Origin of the sequence: Proteinivorax tanatarense, from assembly GCF_040267685.1 — a bacterium.
GTDB classification, from domain to species: domain Bacteria; phylum Bacillota; class Proteinivoracia; order Proteinivoracales; family Proteinivoracaceae; genus Proteinivorax; species Proteinivorax tanatarense.
In genome coordinates this window covers 2,465,388-2,482,496 of record NZ_CP158367.1, presented here as the reverse complement: position 1 = coordinate 2,482,496, position 17,109 = coordinate 2,465,388, and the positions used below count along the sequence as shown (strand labels likewise).

Sequence of the window (17,109 nt, the reverse complement as noted above, 5' to 3'; positions counted from 1 at the left end):
AAAGACGAAATAGTAAAGGTGCATAATTACACAGTTTTAGCTTTGCGGTAAATTAACAAAAAATAGGTAGGTGAAGTTAATATGATTGAAACAGCTAAGGTTGCAAAAATAATTCGATTGATTACAGTAGTACCGATAATGGCACTATTTACTTTGGTTACTCTATATAGAGTTAATCCCGATATATTTTTGGGAACTTATCAATATGCTCTGTCTATAATATTTTTAACTGCGTTGCCGCTGTCGGCTTACCTATTACAGAAAATATTACCTAGATTTCGCCATAAGGGTAGGGAGGGCCAGCGTAATCTTGCTATTGTAATGGGAGTTTTGGGTTATTTATTTGGGATTATCTGGGCGGTCAGTGCTCATACAACTGAAGAATTACTATTGGTGTATTTAATTTATTTTTTTTCGGGAATTGGAATTTTGCTTTTTAACAAAGCACTTAAAATACGAGCAAGCGGGCATGCTTGTGGTGTGGCAGGACCAATTCTGATATTGACTTATTTTATCGGTACCAAAGCTTTACTTAGTTTACTTGTTCTTTTATCTGTATTTTGGGCTTCAATAAAAACTAAACGTCATACCTTATCCCAGTTAGTTTGGGGGAGCGTTATTCCAATATTTGCCCTTATAATAGCAGTGCTACAAACCGGTTAGACATATTTTGAAAAGTTAATTGCCTTGTCTATTGAAAGTAATGTTAAATATAAATAGCAATAAAAAAGGGGGCTGCTTTAAACAGGAAATTATTCCCGTTTAAAGCAGCCCCCCTTTTTATACAAGTTTTTACCAAACTTCTGTGTAAGCAGCGTTAACATAGATGTCTTCTAATCTAGTTTTGTGTTGCTGTTCCATTTTTACTAATTCTTCAAATGTTTTCCGTTGCTTATCATCATCGCTGGCTTCAGCAAATTGCTTATACATATTCATTGCTTCTTCCTCTTTTTTCATCGCCAAAGCTATAGCATCCTTAAAATTCATACTAGTAGATAAAGCTTTTTCTTCCACAGTTTCAGAAATTTGATAGTCTTTATTTTCTTTAAAGCTCATGTTCTTTAAATCGTTTTTTAAATAGTCCTCTAACAAAACTTTATGCTTAGTTTCCTCCTCTGCTAATTCTTCAAAAGTGGATTTTAAGTTTTTGTCAGTTACTTTTGAAGCAGCATCTTTGTAGAACTCGTATGCCTCAACTTCATTTTCAACAGCCATTTTTAAAATATCTTTATAATTTTCCATAAAAGCACCTCCGTAGGAATTGTTACTATTAAGTATAATTTACCTTGAACACACCTGTCAACCACTGTTTGAGATTTTTTTAACAATCTTTTTGGCAAACATTAAATAAACACAGGAGATTGCAAAATGTTCAGACTTTAATCCTGGTGCTAACATGGATATAGAAAGTGAACAAAGATTATTAGCCTTAGAGGAACAGAATGAAATTTTTACTAGTTAAGTTGAGGGATTTTATAAGTATTATTAAAACACTGTTGTATCAGATGTTGCGGCGTTTTACAACCATTGATTAAATAGCTGTAGAAGAGGTTGGTTTTCTTGATTTAACACTCCAACAGAAAATAGTTTAATATTTAGCTATTTCTTTGTTGACAATTCAGAAAATTAAACATATACTACTTATAAGGTCATATAGTTAAGTATATAACTCTTAATGTATAGTGAAGTTAAAAGGTGGTGAATTAAAATGAGCGTCTTTTTTGACGAAGATAAGCCTATTTTTAAACAGGTCAAAGAAAAAATAGAAGATCAGATTGTAAACCGTCAGCTAGGTGAGCATGAACAGGTGCCTTCAACCACTCAAATGGTTAAGTTTTATAAGGTTAATCATATCACAATATCAAAGGGTATTAACTTATTAGTGGACGAAGGGATTATCTACAAAAAAAGAGGTGTGGGTATGTTTGTGGCTAAAAATGCGCGATATAGGCTTTTAAGAAAAAGAAAAAAAACCTTTACTACAGAGTATGTTTTGCCACTGGTAGAAGAAGCTGAAAAGCTAGGCTTATCTGATAAGGAAGTAATTAATATGATTAAAAAAGTAAAGGAGTGTGAATGTGATGAATTTTGATGTGCGTTTTGAAAATGTAACACTTAAATATCAAAACACTGAAGTCCTTAAGGATATTTATCTTACAATTAATTATGGCAAAATTTATGGGTTATTAGGAAAAAATGGTGCTGGAAAGACAACTTTACTTTCATTGTTAGCATCATTTTTATCTCCTTCAACAGGTTCGGTAACGGTGGGTGATAAAAATGTTTATGAAAATGAAAAAATAATTCCTTATATATACTTTGGCAATAACTTTTATTATAAAAATGAACTAGTAGCTGACTATTTTAAATTTAATAATAGTTTTCGTCCTAATTTTGATTTAGACTATGCCAACGATTTAGCTTCTATATTTAAGCTGCCTTTAAATAAACCTATTTATGATCTGTCGATGGGAAAGATTTCGGCGCTTAATGCAACTGTAGGCCTTGCTAGTGGTTCACCTATCACGATTTTTGATGAGGCGTATATAGGTATGGACTTCTTTACTAGAGATTTATTCTATCAAGAAATATTAAAAGAACAAAAGCGTTGTCAAAGGACTTTTATTTTATCAACACATATAGTATCAGAAATGGAATATCTTTTTGACCATGTGCTTATTTTAGACAATGGCAGAATAGTTATCGATGACGACTATAACCAAGTGATTAGTATGGGGGCGAAGGTAACTGGAGGATACAAACAAGTTGATAAGTTTGTAAACGATAAGAAAAAATTAAGTGACAAGCAGCTTGGGGGCATAAAATCAGTAATGATATTAGATAATATTGAGCAACTTGAGGGTGCAAAGGGGCCATATAAAGGTCTTGAAATTAGTCCAGTATCTTTACACGAACTGTTTTCTAACTTGACAAGGGAGGATCAATCATTATGAGTAGAAAATTAAGTTTAGCTTGGTATTTATACAAAAAACAAATGATTTGGGTTTTATGGTTTATAGGCGTAATGTTTATTATTCAAGCAACAATTTTTTTCTTTAATCCTTATGACACTAGCAACAATATAAACTTTTTGGAAAATATTTTTGGTGCTGCATGTATTTTCATGCTAATTACCGGGTTACTAACATCTCAAGTCTATTTCAAGCATTTCATTAAAAATGGGATCACCAGAAAAGAATATTTTATAAGCTCTACAATTGCAGCAGTAGATTTATCTCTAAGCATAGTGTTACTTTCCACAGTTATTACTATATTCTTCAAAATAGTTAGTCAATTAACTGGCTTTACAGCTACTATTAGCAGTTTAAGTTTTTTAGAAACATCATCCTTTTGGATTGCCCATATTTTTTCTTTAAGCTTAATTATCATGTGTTACTATGTTGGTGGATGGGCAGTTGGGATTGGAATCATAAAGCTTAACAAAATAAAGCGCAATCTGTTTATTGCTTTTAACTTTTTGTTTTTATCATTTGTTAACCTATTATGGAAAAGTAGGCTGGAATTCACAGTAATTAACTTCAACATAAATTTTCCAAACCTAACTTTGCTTGGATCAATCTTTGCAACTATGTTTCTTATTAGTGTAGTTTTATATTGGATGCGGAAGTTAATAAAGTAAGTATATGTTATGCAATGTTAAAAAGGTGAGGGGTGGATTGAATTGAAGAAACTGATAAGTAGATTGCCTAACTTAAAAGGGTATTATTTTTTAGCGGGTATGTGTTTAATTGGAGAATTGATTTTTACGTTAGCAATGGCCCAATCTTTAAAAGTCTTAATAGACAGCTCTTTAATGCAAGCTCAAGATTCTTTTTATCTATACCTTGGAATTTTAGTTTTAACTGCAGTATTTTTGGCATTGTGTATAAGCGGCCAAACCCTGTCCGTTGGCAAAATAAGTGAAGCTATAACTTACACCCTGAGAAAAGAGGGGACGCAAAAATTGCTAGCCCTTCCACAATATAAGCTAGATAAAATGCACTCTGGAGATAGCATGTCAAAGCTTACAAATGATCTTCAAATGGTTAGTCAGTTTCTCAATCATGATGCTTATTTGCTAGTATCTAGGCCGCTATTGGCGCTAGTCTCCTTTGTTTATCTTCTTTATTTAAACTGGCAGCTTACAATAATCAGTATAGCGGTGCTACCTCTATTATTCAGTACAACTTTCTTTTTAGGTAAGCCTATTTCTAAGTTTAGTAAAGAGCAGCAAGATGAACTATCTAATATGAACAATACCACTCAAGATATTTTAGGTGGAATATCTATAGTTAAAGCATTTAACCTAGAAGATCTTATGAGAGATAAGTTTAGTAAACAAGTAGAAACCTCTATGAATAGAGGAATAGAATTAGCGAAAAAAAGGGCTGTTTTAGAAAGTTTTACTGTGGGTATATCATTTTTGCCCTTTGTTGTAACTTTTGGTTTAGGAGGTTATTTAACAGTTAGAGGTTCCTTAACTCCTGGAGAGTTGTTGGCATTTATCAATCTATTAAACAACCTGACTTTTCCCCTTGCCCAACTTCCGAGTCATTATGGTAGCTACAAAGCATCCATGCAGGGTCTTAAAAGAATTTATGATTTGTTAAATGAAGAAGATGAAAGAAAGAATGGCGAATCATTTGATGTTAAAGATGCATCGACATTAGTTGAAGTGAAAAACTTAACTTTTGGTTATGATGATAACTCTGTCTTAAAAAACTTAAGTTTTAAAGTAAAAAAAGGTGAAACTGTGGCTTTAGTAGGTTCTAGTGGCAGCGGGAAGTCTACAATATTTAAGCTCTTAACTGGCTTTTACACAAACTATCAAGGAAAAATTGATATGTTTGAAAAAGATATTGAAAGCTGGAATTTGGATAAGTTAAGGTCTAATATATCTACTGTTAGCCAAGAAACTTTTCTTTTTCCCACTACAATACGAGAAAACTTAACCATGGTTTGTGAAAATTGTACTGAAACGCAGTTAATAAAAGCTGCTACTATAGCAAATGCCCATGAGTTCATTAAAAAGCAACCGAACGGATATGATACTGTGGTAGAAGAAAAGGGGGATAATTACTCAGGTGGACAAAAGCAAAGGTTAGCTATAGCTAGAGCTCTTTTAAAGGAGCCAGATCTTCTACTTTTAGATGAAGCTACTTCTTCTTTAGACACAGAATCAGAAGCGCTAGTGCAAAAGGCATTGGACAATGTGTTGATAGGAAGCACGAGCATAGTAATTGCTCATAGACTCTCCACAATAATCAACGCTGATAGAATATTGGTGCTAGACAAAGGCAATATAGTTGAAGAAGGAAACCATAAAGAACTTCTGAATAAGAAAGGGGTTTACCATAATCTGTATCACAAGCAGTTTGATAGTAGAAAAGGAGGGGTGGCTTAGTGCAGGGAATTAAAAATTTATATAGTTTGTTAAAGGGAAATAGATTAAGGTATTCTATTGGGCTTGTTTGTATATCTATGTTGAATTTAAATCAAATTTTTATAGCAACTATATATTTAGTCATTTTTGATGGTATTATAGCACAGGACATAAGTTTAGTTTTAAACGCAGTTTACGGATTAATAGCCTTGACTTTTTTTCTTACAATACTTGTTTTGATAGGACATATTTTAATCAGAGTTTCCTCTATAAAAGCTATTAGTTTTTTAAGAGCTAAAGCATTTAATAAAATGCTTAAAATATCTATTCAAAATCATAGCCAAGGTCATAGTGGCGACTTTATATCTAGAGTGACAAATGACATTCAAGTTTTGGAAAAATCTTTAACAGAATATCTTCTTAATATAACTGGTACATTTTTAGTCGGAATAGCGTGTATAACATATATGTTCATATTAAACTGGAAACTTGCCTTAGGTCTTTTAACCTGGAACCTTATAACACTTGGTATTAGCAGTTTATTTATTAACCCTATGAAAGAAAGTAGTGATAAAGTACAAAAAAAGTTATCTTCTACAACTACAGCTATCTCTGATATAATTACTGGAGCTTCAGTTATAAAACTATATAACTTGAAAAATAAAATGGCTAGAAGGTATGAGCAAAAGAACAAATCTGTTTATAAAGCTGTATCAAAAAGAGTTGAAATTAGTGCTGTTATGCGTGGGTTAAATAGTTTTTTAAGGACCTTTTCTGCTATCGGTTTTATAGCTATAGCCAGTATTTTTATAATGAAGGAAAAGGGAGACTTTACTTTTGGTCAAGTGTTAGCTATTAACCAGCTACAACATGGTGTTAGGATATTTTTTCAAAGCTTAGGAGAGTTTTTAAATCAAGTTCAAGAATCTTTTGCCGGACTTGACAGGGTAAATGAATTGTTAGAAATGGAGGAAGAACCTACCCATTTCAAAAAGATGCCGGCCTTAAATAATAATAATGCTATAGCAGTAGAAAATGTTAGTTTTTCATATAACTGCACAGATACTGTTTTAAATAATATCTCCTTTGAAGTAAGAGAGGGTGGAACTGTAGCTATAGTAGGACCTAGTGGTGGAGGGAAAAGCACTATATTTAAGCTGTTACTCGGATTATACCAACCACAAGATGGAAGCATATCTTATTTTGGCGAAATGGGCCATGACTACTCAATCGACAGCCTTCGCAGCTTGATGGCATATGTACCTCAAGATCCATATCTTTTTAACGGTACTGTCAAAGAGAACATATCATATGGCAAAAAAGATGCATCAGATTGCGAAATTTTTGCAGCGGCAAAAGCAGCAAACGCCCATGACTTTATTTCAAGCCTTGAAAATGGCTATGATACAATGGTGGGTGAAAGGGGGATATTTTTGTCTGGTGGTCAAAAACAAAGGATAGCAATAGCTAGAGCTATAGTCAAAGATGCTCCAATATTGCTACTTGATGAAGCTACCTCCTCTTTAGATAATGAATCAGAAAAATTAGTTCAAAATGCTTTTAGCAACCTTATGCAAAATAAAACAACTGTAATTATAGCTCACAGGTTATCTACAATCAAAAATTCAGACAGTATTTTAGTGGTGGAGCATGGGCAAATAATAGAAAGAGGTAACCATGACGAACTGCTAACAAGAGCTGGAGTTTATACTGGACTTTATAGCAAATTATCTGGTTGAAAACTCCAATTTATAATTACAGTTAACATAAAAAATGTAAGTTGATCAAAGGAATCCTAGTGATTAATCAGTAGCCAATAAAAAGTCTCGCTGATTAAGTTTAAACTTTAAAGAAAGGTACGTATTAGCTAAAATCTTTTGATAGGGTTTTAGCTATTTTTGTTGGATATCATAGAAAAAAGGATATAAAAAATTCGATCAATAAAGAGGAGATTTCTTGGCAAATGTAGTATAAGAACACTAGCAAAAATTAAAGCAATTTAAGGCTATTCGCCTTAAGCTCAGAACAACACTCCCATTAGGTGCTAAAAAAACGTTGTCATATCAGGCGTTGTGAGTTTTTTTAATTCTATAAATGGAGGGGCTCAAATGTTGCAATCAGTATATCATTGCTCAGAAATTAGTGGGCTAAAATTGATTAAGCCAAATAAAAGCACCCATGGTGCTGAATATGTTTATGCAACTAAAGAGATTGGCATTAGTGCATTATTTTTGAGTGGTGTAGGTGGTGACTTTACTTGCGCAATTGGTCGTGATAGACAAACAGGGATGATTTATGTGTGTGAAAGATTTGAAGGAGCTTTTGAGTATAGATATTCTGGGAAATCAGGTTCAATCTATGTTCTGCCAGGAGAAAAGTTTAAAGAAAATAAAACTAGATGGATAGAAGAAGTTGTAGCAGATGAAGCAATAGAGCCTAATGAAGAAATTTTTGTTAGTGACTCCAAAGATTTTCTGTTAGACTTGGATGAGAAGTCGCAAATAAAAATTGTGGGGTATCCAGAAAAAATTGATGGGATTCCAGAGGATGATTCAGATTTGGTGGAGAGCGTAATTTACTGGACAAAGAAGTTTGGCAAAGAACAATTAGATAATGTGAGAAAATATCACCCTCATTTACTAACTAGGGTTTTAAAAGAAGTTGAAAAGTAAAGCGATTTACTTTGGCTAAATTTATGTTTGACAAAGGTGAATTTTTGCGTTAACATTTTAACAAAATTGTAAAAAAAATAACCAAAACTATCAAGAGTTAGGGTAGAGAGTTAGCTCAATGACCCTACACCAACCTGTGACAAAGCAAGGTGGTACAGCTAACAACGATAAGGAGGTGAAATATTTAATTATAACCCTTCTTAACTATTGTTAGGAAGGATTTTTACATTTAAAGTAAAAAATGAGAGGATGATGATTAATGAAAGGTATTAAAAAAGTAACACTAGAAGAAGCAGTAAGGGGATTGAATCAAGATGAGTTAAAGCAGTTTAAAAAAGAACGATATAAAAAATTCATAAAGCCGCTAACGGATATGAATATTAAAGACATAGAAGATCCTAGGTGTAAGAAACAATAAATATAAGTCCAAGCGATTTAGACCTATTATTTGATTATTGCTCAATAATATTTACGGAGAGATCATTATGAATACAAAGAACAGGCTAGCAAAATCTCTTGAAAAGCTACTACAAAAAAAGAATCTTGATGATATACGGGTCAGTGAGATAGTGGCTGATTCGTCACTTTCAAGAAAAACTTTTTACCGTCATTTTAAAGACAAATACGCTCTAGCAAGTTGGTATTTTATTCAAATTTATAGCAAAAGCTTTGACCGTATTACTGAAGATTTATCTTGGGAAGAGGCATTGTTACGCTATCTTGACATTTATCAGGGGAAAAGCATTATACTACAAAATGCATATAAAAGCAGAGATATTAATGGCCTTCGCAATTATGACATAGCTGTCACTAAAAAAACATATCAAAAGTATTTGAAAAGTAAAGGTGCCGATATTAATGATGATACAATGAAATTTGCTATCGAAATAGCTTGTCGTGGTGGGACAGATATGATCAGTCAATGGCTAGTTAACGGTATGAAAATAGATAAAGAACAACTAGTTCAGTTAATAAAACAAACTTTACCAAATGATATTTTAAGATATATTGATTAAGGAGAAAAGCAAGTAAAGTCACACATGTAGCATTTTGTGACTTTACTTGCTTTGTTTTTCAGGCTAAAATTTAAAGCATCCTAATTACAAAAAAGCTAGGAATAGTTGGGGTTATTAACAATAGTATGGTGTGGTATTTCACTTTACTATTAAAGTAAATAGAGAGACTGGCAACTAAGTAAACTTATTACCCTAGTATATTTTAGGAGGGTATAAATTAACTTTGAAAGGAGTACTGTTATGGAAATTTTCGATGAACTAATGGAGCGTGGTTTAATAGCTCAAGTCACAGATCAAGAAAAAGTTAAAGAGCTTATTAATAAAGGTGATGCGATTTTTTATATTGGGTTTGATCCAACAGCAGACTCGTTGCATGTGGGCCATTTTATGGCATTATGCCTTATGAAACGTTTACAAATGGCGGGAAATAAGCCGGTTGCTCTTGTAGGTGGAGGCACAGGATATATTGGTGATCCGTCGGGACGGACAGACTTGCGTTCTGTAATGACATCTGAAACAATTCAACATAACTGCGATTGTTTCAAAAAGCAGATGGAGAAGTTTATTGATTTTGGTCAAGACAAGGCTATAATGGTTAATAATGCTCATTGGCTTTTAAATATTAGCTACGTTGAAATGCTCCGTGAAGTAGGGGCTAACTTCTCGGTAAACAACATGTTAAGGGCGGAGTGTTATAAGCAAAGATTGGAAAAGGGACTGTCGTTTTTAGAGCTAAATTATATGATTATGCAATCTTATGACTTTTATTATCTATTCAAAAATTATCGGTGTAATATGCAGATTGGTGGAAATGATCAGTGGTCAAATATGTTAGGTGGTAGAGAGTTAATCCGCCGTAAGCTAGGCAAAGACACGTGTGCTATGACCATCACACTACTAACAAACTCTGAAGGTAACAAGATGGGCAAAACTGCTAAGGGGGCTGTCTGGCTTGATCCTAACAAAACCTCTCCTTTTAAATTTTTCCAGTATTGGAGAAATATTGCTGATACTGATGTAATTAAGTGCTTACGAATGCTTACTTTTTTACCTCTTGATGAAATCAAATCAATGGAAAAATGGACAGGGAAAAATTTAAATAAGGCCAAGGAGGTATTAGCCTATGAACTTACTAGCATGATTCACGGACGACAAGAGGCCTATAATGCTAAAAATGCTTCTCATGCTCTATTTTCAGCTGGAAAGGATGATTCGCTGATACCTACCACAGAAATTATGGATGATAGTTTAGATGGAGATGTAATAGGTATCATTGATTTAATTGTTCAATGTGGCATAACATCTTCTAAAAGTGAAGCTAGACGATTAATATATCAAGGAGGATTATTTATTAATGATGCTAAAGTTAACTCTATTAAATGTACTATTACTTTGGAACAATTAAAAACTGGTGTAAAGATACGAAAAGGCAAAAAAACTTATCATAAGGCTTATTATGAGACCAACTACTCTTAATGAATAAAGGTGAGAGTATGGCAGATTACTGGATTTAAGGCTCTATTATAACAACTGAAATGGAAAAAACATTGATTGAAGGCCCACCTTGTTAAACATATAATAAATGGTATAATAAAATTAACAGGGTATAAAAAACGTGAAGTGCTAAAAAAGTGTCGCCAAAAGTATTGGTACAAATAAAGTTCTGTCAGCACATTGGCAGAACTTACTTAATATTAAACCTGTTAACTCCGGAAATTTATCCGGAGTCGTTTTATTGCACGCACTTATACTAAAATAACGGTAAAATAAAAAGCATTAGGAGAGATTGATTTGGCTGAATTATTAAATGAACCACTGATACTATTATTTTTAATTATGGTTATTGGGTCACTAGTTGGGCAGTTATCCATAAAAGGTGTGGGTCTTGGCTCAAGTGGAGTTTTATTTGTGGGAATGGTGTTTGGACACTTAGGGTATGAAGTATCTACAATTATCCAGAATTTAGGTTTAAGTTTATTTATTGTAACGGTAGGCTTGCAGGCAGGTCCTCGCTTCTTTCGAATGCTTCGCACCTCTGGAGTAGTTTTTGGTGTTGTTAGTATATCCATTATAGTTGTTGCTGGTATAACAACCTTTGTCGTATCAACAGTTATGGAATTGCCCGCCGCCCTAAGCATAGGAATAATGACGGGTGCTTTAACCAGTACTCCAGGTTTAGCGGCGGCCCTTGAAGCAACTGGGGATCCAATTGCCTCTGTTGGATATGGTATTGCTTACCCCTTTGGAGTATTAGCGGTTGTTCTGTTTGTTCAACTGCTTCCAAAAATTTTAAAGATTGATTTGATGCAGGATTTAACTGGTAAAGCGAATCCTATTAAACGGAGCTTAACCCCAGAAGTTATGACTATCGAAGTAACTAAAGATTATCTCCACAAAAAGACATTAAAAGAACTTCGCCTTGCTGAGGGAACCTCTGTGGTTTTGAGCCGTGTTATTCGTGGTAATAGAACAATAGTTGGTTTAAGTGATACTGTTATCCTAAAGGGTGATCGCTTAGTAGCAGTGGGAAATCAAAAGGATCTTGAACAGTTATGTAATGAAATTGGTGAAAAAGTCACTACTAACTTTGCCAATCATGACAATGTTAAAGTGCGTCGAATTACTGTAGAATCAGAAGAAGTGGTGGGGAAAAGTTTACGGGAGCTTGCTCTTCGGCGCAAGTATGGAGTTACCGTTACTAGAATAGAACGCAGTGGTTTTGAATTTAATCAGAATGCTGGTTGGCGATTAGAACAGGGAGACATTCTTACAGTTGTCAGTTGTGAAGATCGGCTTAACGAAGCAGAGCAGCTTTTTAGTAGGAGGCACCTGGAAGTAACTAACATTCACCTCTTTTCTTTTAGTTTAATTTTATTTGTAGGTCTTTTAGTAGGCATGACCCCTATATATCTTCCAGGCCTTGGAGCAATTACTTTAGGAATTGCTGGAGGGCCACTGTTTGTGGCTCTTGTTATAGGACACTTTGGTAAGATCGGGCCAATTAGAGCAAGGTTTTTTCAACCTTCTAATCAAGTTATTGGTGATATAGGGCTTGCAATGTTTCTTGCTGGTGCAGGAACTACAGCGGGAGCAGGGGTTGTAGACATTATTCAGCAAGAGGGAGTACGACTACTGTTTGCTGGAGCTGTTATTACTGTGGTTCCTCTTGTGTTTGGTTTTCTTCTTGGGAAAAAAATCTACGGTCTCAGCATGATTCACTCACTTGGTGCAATGTGTGGTGGTATGACAAGTACCCCTGGATTAGGGGCGTTAAATAGTTTGGTGGAGTCAGAAGATCCCGCCATCGCCTACGCTGCTGCATACCCATTTGCCCTTATTTTTGTGGCTATAATGGCCCAGGTATTGGTTTTACTTTTGTAAGCAAGCAATGAAATGGATTTTTTAAGACATACTATAAACAAAACAAATAAAAAACAGTTAATTTCTTGTAATAGTTATTTAAGTTAGAGAGGGTTATATAATGAGTGCAGATAAAAATAAAGATAAACAATTACTTTTAGAATCAGTATATGCAGGCGTATTCTTTTCGGTAATGGGAGTAGTTTTAGGCCTGTTAGCAAAATCACAAATGATTATTTTTGATGGATTATATTCTTCGCTAAGCATTGGATTATCAACATTATCTTTATATGCAGCAAGATTTGCTTCAAAAAATGATTGGAGAAAGTATCCTTTTGGAAAAGCTATTGTGGAGCCATTGGTTATTATGGTTAAGTATGTTGTAATTGCTATTATGGTTTCTTTGTCTTTTATATTTGCTTTATATGCAGTTTTTACAGGGGGAAGAGATATTAACGTTGATTTAGGGACTCTATACTCTCTGATAAGCACAATTATATGTTTTGCTATTTATAAAAGATTAGAAAAGCAATCAAAAAGATCTGATTCCACCTTAATTGAAGCAGAATCAAATCAATGGCTTATGGATACTTATGCAAGTGCCGGTGTTTTAGCTGCCTTTGTCCTTGCGTTTGGAATGAGTAAAGTAGCTAAACTTGATTTTCTTATTCCATATGTGGATCCAATAATAGTGATATTGGTTTGTTTATACTTTATAAAGATTCCAATAGAGGAAATAAAAAAGTCTTTTAAAGAAATACTAGCTAGTGCACCAGAAGGTGAACTAAGTAGACAGTTAGATGAAATGGTTTTGAGCATAGAAGAAAGATATAATTTAGATGAATCATTTTTAAGGGTTTCTAAAGGCAGAAAAATGCTTTGGATAGAAATAGACTTTATTGTTAATGATCAATCAAAAGTAAAAACAATTGAAGACCAAGATAAAATTCGAGAAGAAATTTTTCAATTTGTTGACCCTTTAGCACCTGATAAATGGATTACCATTGCTTTTACTAAAGAACGGAAATGGGCACTTTAGGAAATTTTATCGCACCTTAACTGGATGTAATAGTACCATTGATTAACGTTCAATTTTAAAATTAAACAAATAGTATGGTTGTCTTAGATTAATTCTGGGGCAACCCATTTTTATGCCTTTTTTAGTTTTGGTAATTATTCAAAGGTGAATTTACAAAAGATTTTTTACATATTTAAAACTTTTTTAGGTGAATTTAAGTTAATATAGATGTAGAGTGTTTGGTAGATGAAAGGAGGCTATCACTATACAGGACTATCTATTAATTAGGAAAATAAAAGCAGGAGATAAACAAGCTTTTGAAACTTTAGTACAAAAACACTACCAAAATATATTTAGCTATTGTATTAGAAGGACAGGTAATAAGGTAGTGGCTACAGACTTAACGCAGGATATTTTTCTAAAGCTAATTAAGGCTATTTATAGCTATAAGTTTACAGGTAAATTTAAAAACTTTTTATTTACAATAGCAGTTAATACTTGTAATGATTATTACAAAAAAAATAAGTATAGTTATGAAGATATTGATGCTCTACAGAAAGCTGATGATAGCCCTCAGCCTATAGAACAAGTTATCCACAATGAGCAGGCCATAAACATAAAAGGTAAAATTGACACCCTTCCTGACACTCAAAAAGATGTTATTATTCTTTATTATTATCACGATATGAAGATAAAAGATATTTCAAATATAACTGGGGTAAAATTGTCAACTGTAAAATCTCGCTTAAAACAAGGAAAGAAGAAATTAAAAAAATTACTTAGTGAGGAGGATTACCTTGAAGAATAAAGATTTTAAAGAATTGCTTCAACAGTATCGCGTTCCTCAAGGAAAAAGAAAAGATATCTTAAGGACTATACAACTAGGACAAAAAGATATGAAAAAAATAGTGCCAACAAAAACTCCAATTAATGTTTTAGTTAAAGAACAACTAGGATATATCTCTCCCTATCTTTGGTTAACCCAGATAACTTTTATTATTATGCTGACATTATCTACAATCAATGTAACTGAACCCAATGTTGATCTTCAAAGAATGTTATTTACGTTAACACCTATGCTTGCTTTTTTTGCAGGTCCAGAGTTAATTAAGGGAGCGATTTACGGCATGGGGGAACTTGAAGAGGTTTGCAAAAATAACATGGCAAAGCTTATAGCGGCCCGTCTTTTTATTATAGGCAGTGTTAACCTACTTGTTCTATCTTTAATGGTTACCTATCTGTCGGTTCAATACAGTATTCCTTTTACCCAATTGATTATTTACGGCTTAGTACCCTTTAATATTATTACAGGTATACATTTGCTAATTTTTCACTTGCTAAAAATCCGTTCATCGGTCATATATCTGAGTATTTCCCTCTGTTTGATAGTTTTGATGAAACTGATTACAGAGCTAAGTTTTTTTCTTGTGGTAACTGAGGCTATGTGGATTATTTTATTTGTTTTATCTTCAGCGTTTATGCTAGGAGAACTCTTTTATTGCCTCAAATTATTAAAGAAAAAGGAGGTACAACTTCAATGGAATTAAAGATAAAAAAACTTACAAAACAGTATGGAGATAAAATAGCAGTGGATGGTTTTTCCACCACATTTGGTGAAGGGGTAAATGGATTATTGGGCGCTAATGGATCTGGGAAAACCACTTTAATGAGGATGATGTGTGACATCTTGCGCCCAACATCAGGAGAAGTCTTACTTGATGGAATAAGCATCTCAACTTTGGATGAGGCTTACCGTGAACTATTAGGATATTTACCCCAAAACTTTGGATATTACCCTGATTTTACCGGTTGGGATTTTATGATTTACTTATCTTCATTAAAGGGGTTGCCTAAGTTGACTGCGGTGGAAAGGTGTAAATATTTATTAAACACTGTGGGACTTTATGATGTTAGAAAACAAAAAATAAAAACCTACTCTGGAGGCATGCGTCAAAGGCTTGGAATAGCTCAATCTTTAATTAATGACCCCAAAATATTAATTCTAGATGAGCCTACCGTAGGGCTTGATCCTAAGGAAAGAACTAAGTTTCGCAACATAATTAGTGATAATTCTTTAGGAAAGATTGTTCTGCTATCCACCCATATTGTTTCTGACGTTGAATACATTGCGGACAAAATTTTTATTGTGAAACATGGAAAGCTGTTTCAGGAGGCAAAGGCAGATAGCATTTGTAGTTCCATTGATAACTTTGTGTGGAACTTGAAAGTATCGCCTAAAGATGTAGAAAGTTATAACAGCAAATATATTGTTAGCAACCTTAAACATAGCGGTGATACGGTGGAGCTTAGAATTGTGTCAGAAGAATGTCCAGAAAAAACAGCTGTTAATGTATCGCCAAGCCTTGAAGATTTATATCTATTTCATTTCAGGGGAGAAGCGTAGATGTTAACTATGATTAAGTTTGAGGTCAAGAAACTCCTTAACAGGCCTATAGTGCTAGTATTACTTTTGCTAATTCTCAGTGTTAACTACGTAGCTATATTTATAAATTCTGAAGGTGGTTTAGTCCAACAACAAGATCTCGAAATGACAAGGAGGGAACAAGGAAAATACGCAGGAGATATAAATGAAGAATGGACTAACTACATTCAAAGTACTTTATACTCTGTGAGGGAGAACCCTAGCAACTTACTTTCCAAGAAAGAAAAAGAACAGGTGCGGAATGAGTACTTAGAAAGGGGTTACTCAAGGCAGTATGTTGATAACTTGGAGAACACCGCATTTTTAAAGCCGGAGATTTTGAATAGTCATCAGTACATCGCCCTACTAGACGCAGAGTATGCTTCTGGGTTTTATGATAATGCACAGTTTTTTTCAGATATGCAAGGAAAACATTATCGTTTAGCTTACACAGGAAATAAAGGTGAAAGTCTAGCTGCTAAAGCGGAAGAAATGTACGGTAACTTAGCTAACGACTATACAGCCTATTATGATTATAACTTAGGATGGCAAAAATTGATTAATATGCAAAATTTAATGCCATATACTATAGGGTTATTTTTAATTGTTGCACTGTCTCCCATATTTTCCGGGGAATATTACCAAAAAACTGATAGTATTTTATTGACTACAAAATATGGGAAAAGCAAGCTGATTTATGGAAAAATTTTAGCTGCTTTTTTAGTAGGGTTAGGATGTTGGTTGCTCATTAACTTTTTAAATCTACTGTTGATATCATTGATATTTACTTTACAAGGCGGGCAAAGTTTTGTGCAGGACTGGGTGTTTAATTTCAGCCCCTTCGCCTTTACACAAAGAACCCATTTTCTAGCAGTAAGCTTTATAAGCTTAACGGGTGTAATGCTTTTTATCAGTGTGCCTACTTTTATATCAGTAAAAAGTAAAAGTCCATTTGTGACTCTAACCATAAGTAGTATAGTACTATTACTATCCAACATTATATCTTCTTTTGAGATTGACGGATTAATTGGTGGCATTATAAGGGAAGGCTTATTCTTTTTACCAGCTTGGATATTAGTTGGCTCAGGTCATTTGCAAAATTTTAATGCTTATTATATTGCAGGAAATGTGGTTTTAATGCAACTGGTAGTGCCATTTGTAGCTATATTAGTATCTATTTATCTTATATTTAACGTATATAACACTTTTTTAAAACGTGAAGTGGAAAATTGACGGAG

General features: G+C 33.6%; 17 protein-coding genes. 16 read left to right on the top strand and 1 reads right to left on the bottom strand.

All coding sequences use genetic code 11. From position 1 onward, the window contains the following. Positions 1-81 precede the first annotated feature (81 nt). Positions 82-663: a hypothetical protein gene (locus PRVXT_RS12215; RefSeq protein WP_350343148.1), complete on the top strand. Its 582-nt coding sequence runs from the start codon at positions 82-84 to the stop codon at positions 661-663. A gap of 129 nt (positions 664-792) precedes the next feature. On the opposite strand, the gene PRVXT_RS12210 is transcribed toward PRVXT_RS12215, so the two are convergent. After that, a complete protein-coding gene (locus tag PRVXT_RS12210; RefSeq protein WP_350343147.1) occupies positions 793-1,242 on the bottom strand; it encodes a ferritin-like domain-containing protein in 450 nt (149 codons plus the stop codon). A gap of 466 nt (positions 1,243-1,708) precedes the next feature. Here PRVXT_RS12210 and PRVXT_RS12205 point away from each other — a divergent pair, with 466 nt between their 5' ends. From PRVXT_RS12205 to PRVXT_RS12135, 15 genes are all read left to right on the top strand, one after another. Continuing rightward, positions 1,709-2,092 carry a GntR family transcriptional regulator gene (locus PRVXT_RS12205; protein ID WP_350343146.1) on the top strand — a complete coding sequence of 128 codons (384 nt, stop codon included), beginning with the start codon at positions 1,709-1,711 and terminating at the stop codon, positions 2,090-2,092. Continuing rightward, the gene (locus PRVXT_RS12200; RefSeq protein ID WP_350343145.1) at positions 2,082-2,954 is read left to right on the top strand and encodes an ABC transporter ATP-binding protein; all 873 of its coding nucleotides are present in this window, start codon (positions 2,082-2,084) and stop codon (positions 2,952-2,954) included. The genes PRVXT_RS12205 and PRVXT_RS12200 overlap by 11 nt, the downstream gene beginning before the upstream one ends. Continuing rightward, entirely contained in the window at positions 2,951-3,640 is a 690-nt protein-coding gene (locus PRVXT_RS12195) for a hypothetical protein (protein ID WP_350343144.1), read from the top strand. The genes PRVXT_RS12200 and PRVXT_RS12195 overlap by 4 nt, the downstream gene beginning before the upstream one ends. A 42-nt stretch (positions 3,641-3,682) precedes the next feature. Continuing rightward, positions 3,683-5,404 carry an ABC transporter ATP-binding protein gene (locus PRVXT_RS12190; protein WP_350343143.1) on the top strand — a complete coding sequence of 574 codons (1,722 nt, stop codon included), beginning with the start codon at positions 3,683-3,685 and terminating at the stop codon, positions 5,402-5,404. Further along, positions 5,404-7,122, top strand: a complete 1,719-nt coding sequence (locus PRVXT_RS12185; RefSeq protein ID WP_350343142.1) for an ABC transporter ATP-binding protein — start codon at positions 5,404-5,406, stop codon at positions 7,120-7,122. The genes PRVXT_RS12190 and PRVXT_RS12185 overlap by 1 nt, the downstream gene beginning before the upstream one ends. 369 nt (positions 7,123-7,491) lie before the next feature. Continuing rightward, entirely contained in the window at positions 7,492-8,055 is a 564-nt protein-coding gene (locus PRVXT_RS12180; RefSeq protein ID WP_350343141.1) for a hypothetical protein, read from the top strand. 259 nt (positions 8,056-8,314) lie between these two features. Further along, positions 8,315-8,473, top strand: a complete 159-nt coding sequence (locus PRVXT_RS12175; protein ID WP_350343140.1) for a hypothetical protein — start codon at positions 8,315-8,317, stop codon at positions 8,471-8,473. A gap of 67 nt (positions 8,474-8,540) precedes the next feature. Then, on the top strand, positions 8,541-9,071 hold the full coding sequence (locus PRVXT_RS12170; RefSeq protein ID WP_350343139.1) for a TetR/AcrR family transcriptional regulator C-terminal domain-containing protein: 531 nt from the start codon (positions 8,541-8,543) through the stop codon (positions 9,069-9,071). Positions 9,072-9,311: 240 nt separating this feature from the next. Next, on the top strand, positions 9,312-10,547 hold the full coding sequence (gene tyrS / locus PRVXT_RS12165; RefSeq protein WP_350343138.1) for a tyrosine--tRNA ligase: 1,236 nt from the start codon (positions 9,312-9,314) through the stop codon (positions 10,545-10,547). Positions 10,548-10,862: 315 nt separating this feature from the next. Further along, the gene (locus PRVXT_RS12160) at positions 10,863-12,452 is read left to right on the top strand and encodes an aspartate:alanine exchanger family transporter (protein WP_350343137.1); all 1,590 of its coding nucleotides are present in this window, start codon (positions 10,863-10,865) and stop codon (positions 12,450-12,452) included. A 100-nt stretch (positions 12,453-12,552) separates the two neighbouring features. Next, positions 12,553-13,470, top strand: coding sequence for a cation diffusion facilitator family transporter (locus tag PRVXT_RS12155; protein WP_350343136.1), 918 nt, complete (start codon positions 12,553-12,555; stop codon positions 13,468-13,470). A gap of 238 nt (positions 13,471-13,708) precedes the next feature. After that, a complete protein-coding gene (locus PRVXT_RS12150) occupies positions 13,709-14,257 on the top strand; it encodes an RNA polymerase sigma factor (protein WP_350345158.1) in 549 nt (182 codons plus the stop codon). Next, complete coding sequence (locus tag PRVXT_RS12145; protein ID WP_350343135.1) at positions 14,247-14,996, top strand: hypothetical protein; 750 nt, start codon at positions 14,247-14,249, stop codon at positions 14,994-14,996. The genes PRVXT_RS12150 and PRVXT_RS12145 overlap by 11 nt, the downstream gene beginning before the upstream one ends. Next, the gene (locus PRVXT_RS12140; RefSeq protein WP_350343134.1) at positions 14,987-15,853 is read left to right on the top strand and encodes an ABC transporter ATP-binding protein; all 867 of its coding nucleotides are present in this window, start codon (positions 14,987-14,989) and stop codon (positions 15,851-15,853) included. Before PRVXT_RS12145 ends, PRVXT_RS12140 begins: the two co-directional genes overlap by 10 nt. Then, positions 15,854-17,104, top strand: a complete 1,251-nt coding sequence (locus tag PRVXT_RS12135) for an ABC transporter permease subunit (protein WP_350343133.1) — start codon at positions 15,854-15,856, stop codon at positions 17,102-17,104. The last annotated feature ends 5 nt before the right edge of the window (positions 17,105-17,109 follow it).

Bases quoted from the DNA above. Each gene is read 5' to 3' on its own strand.
- PRVXT_RS12135 (WP_350343133.1), top strand. From the start codon at position 15,854: ATGTTAACTATGATTAAGTTTGAGGTCAAGAAACTCCTTAACAGGCCT.
- PRVXT_RS12205 (WP_350343146.1), top strand. From the start codon at position 1,709: ATGAGCGTCTTTTTTGACGAAGATAAGCCTATTTTTAAACAGGTCAAA.
- PRVXT_RS12210 (WP_350343147.1), bottom strand. From the start codon at position 1,242: ATGGAAAATTATAAAGATATTTTAAAAATGGCTGTTGAAAATGAAGTT.
- PRVXT_RS12175 (WP_350343140.1), top strand. From the start codon at position 8,315: ATGAAAGGTATTAAAAAAGTAACACTAGAAGAAGCAGTAAGGGGATTG.
- PRVXT_RS12200 (WP_350343145.1), top strand. From the start codon at position 2,082: ATGAATTTTGATGTGCGTTTTGAAAATGTAACACTTAAATATCAAAAC.
- PRVXT_RS12215 (WP_350343148.1), top strand. From the start codon at position 82: ATGATTGAAACAGCTAAGGTTGCAAAAATAATTCGATTGATTACAGTA.
- PRVXT_RS12195 (WP_350343144.1), top strand. From the start codon at position 2,951: ATGAGTAGAAAATTAAGTTTAGCTTGGTATTTATACAAAAAACAAATG.
- PRVXT_RS12180 (WP_350343141.1), top strand. From the start codon at position 7,492: ATGTTGCAATCAGTATATCATTGCTCAGAAATTAGTGGGCTAAAATTG.
- PRVXT_RS12155 (WP_350343136.1), top strand. From the start codon at position 12,553: ATGAGTGCAGATAAAAATAAAGATAAACAATTACTTTTAGAATCAGTA.
- PRVXT_RS12140 (WP_350343134.1), top strand. From the start codon at position 14,987: ATGGAATTAAAGATAAAAAAACTTACAAAACAGTATGGAGATAAAATA.
- PRVXT_RS12170 (WP_350343139.1), top strand. From the start codon at position 8,541: ATGAATACAAAGAACAGGCTAGCAAAATCTCTTGAAAAGCTACTACAA.
- tyrS (WP_350343138.1), top strand. From the start codon at position 9,312: ATGGAAATTTTCGATGAACTAATGGAGCGTGGTTTAATAGCTCAAGTC.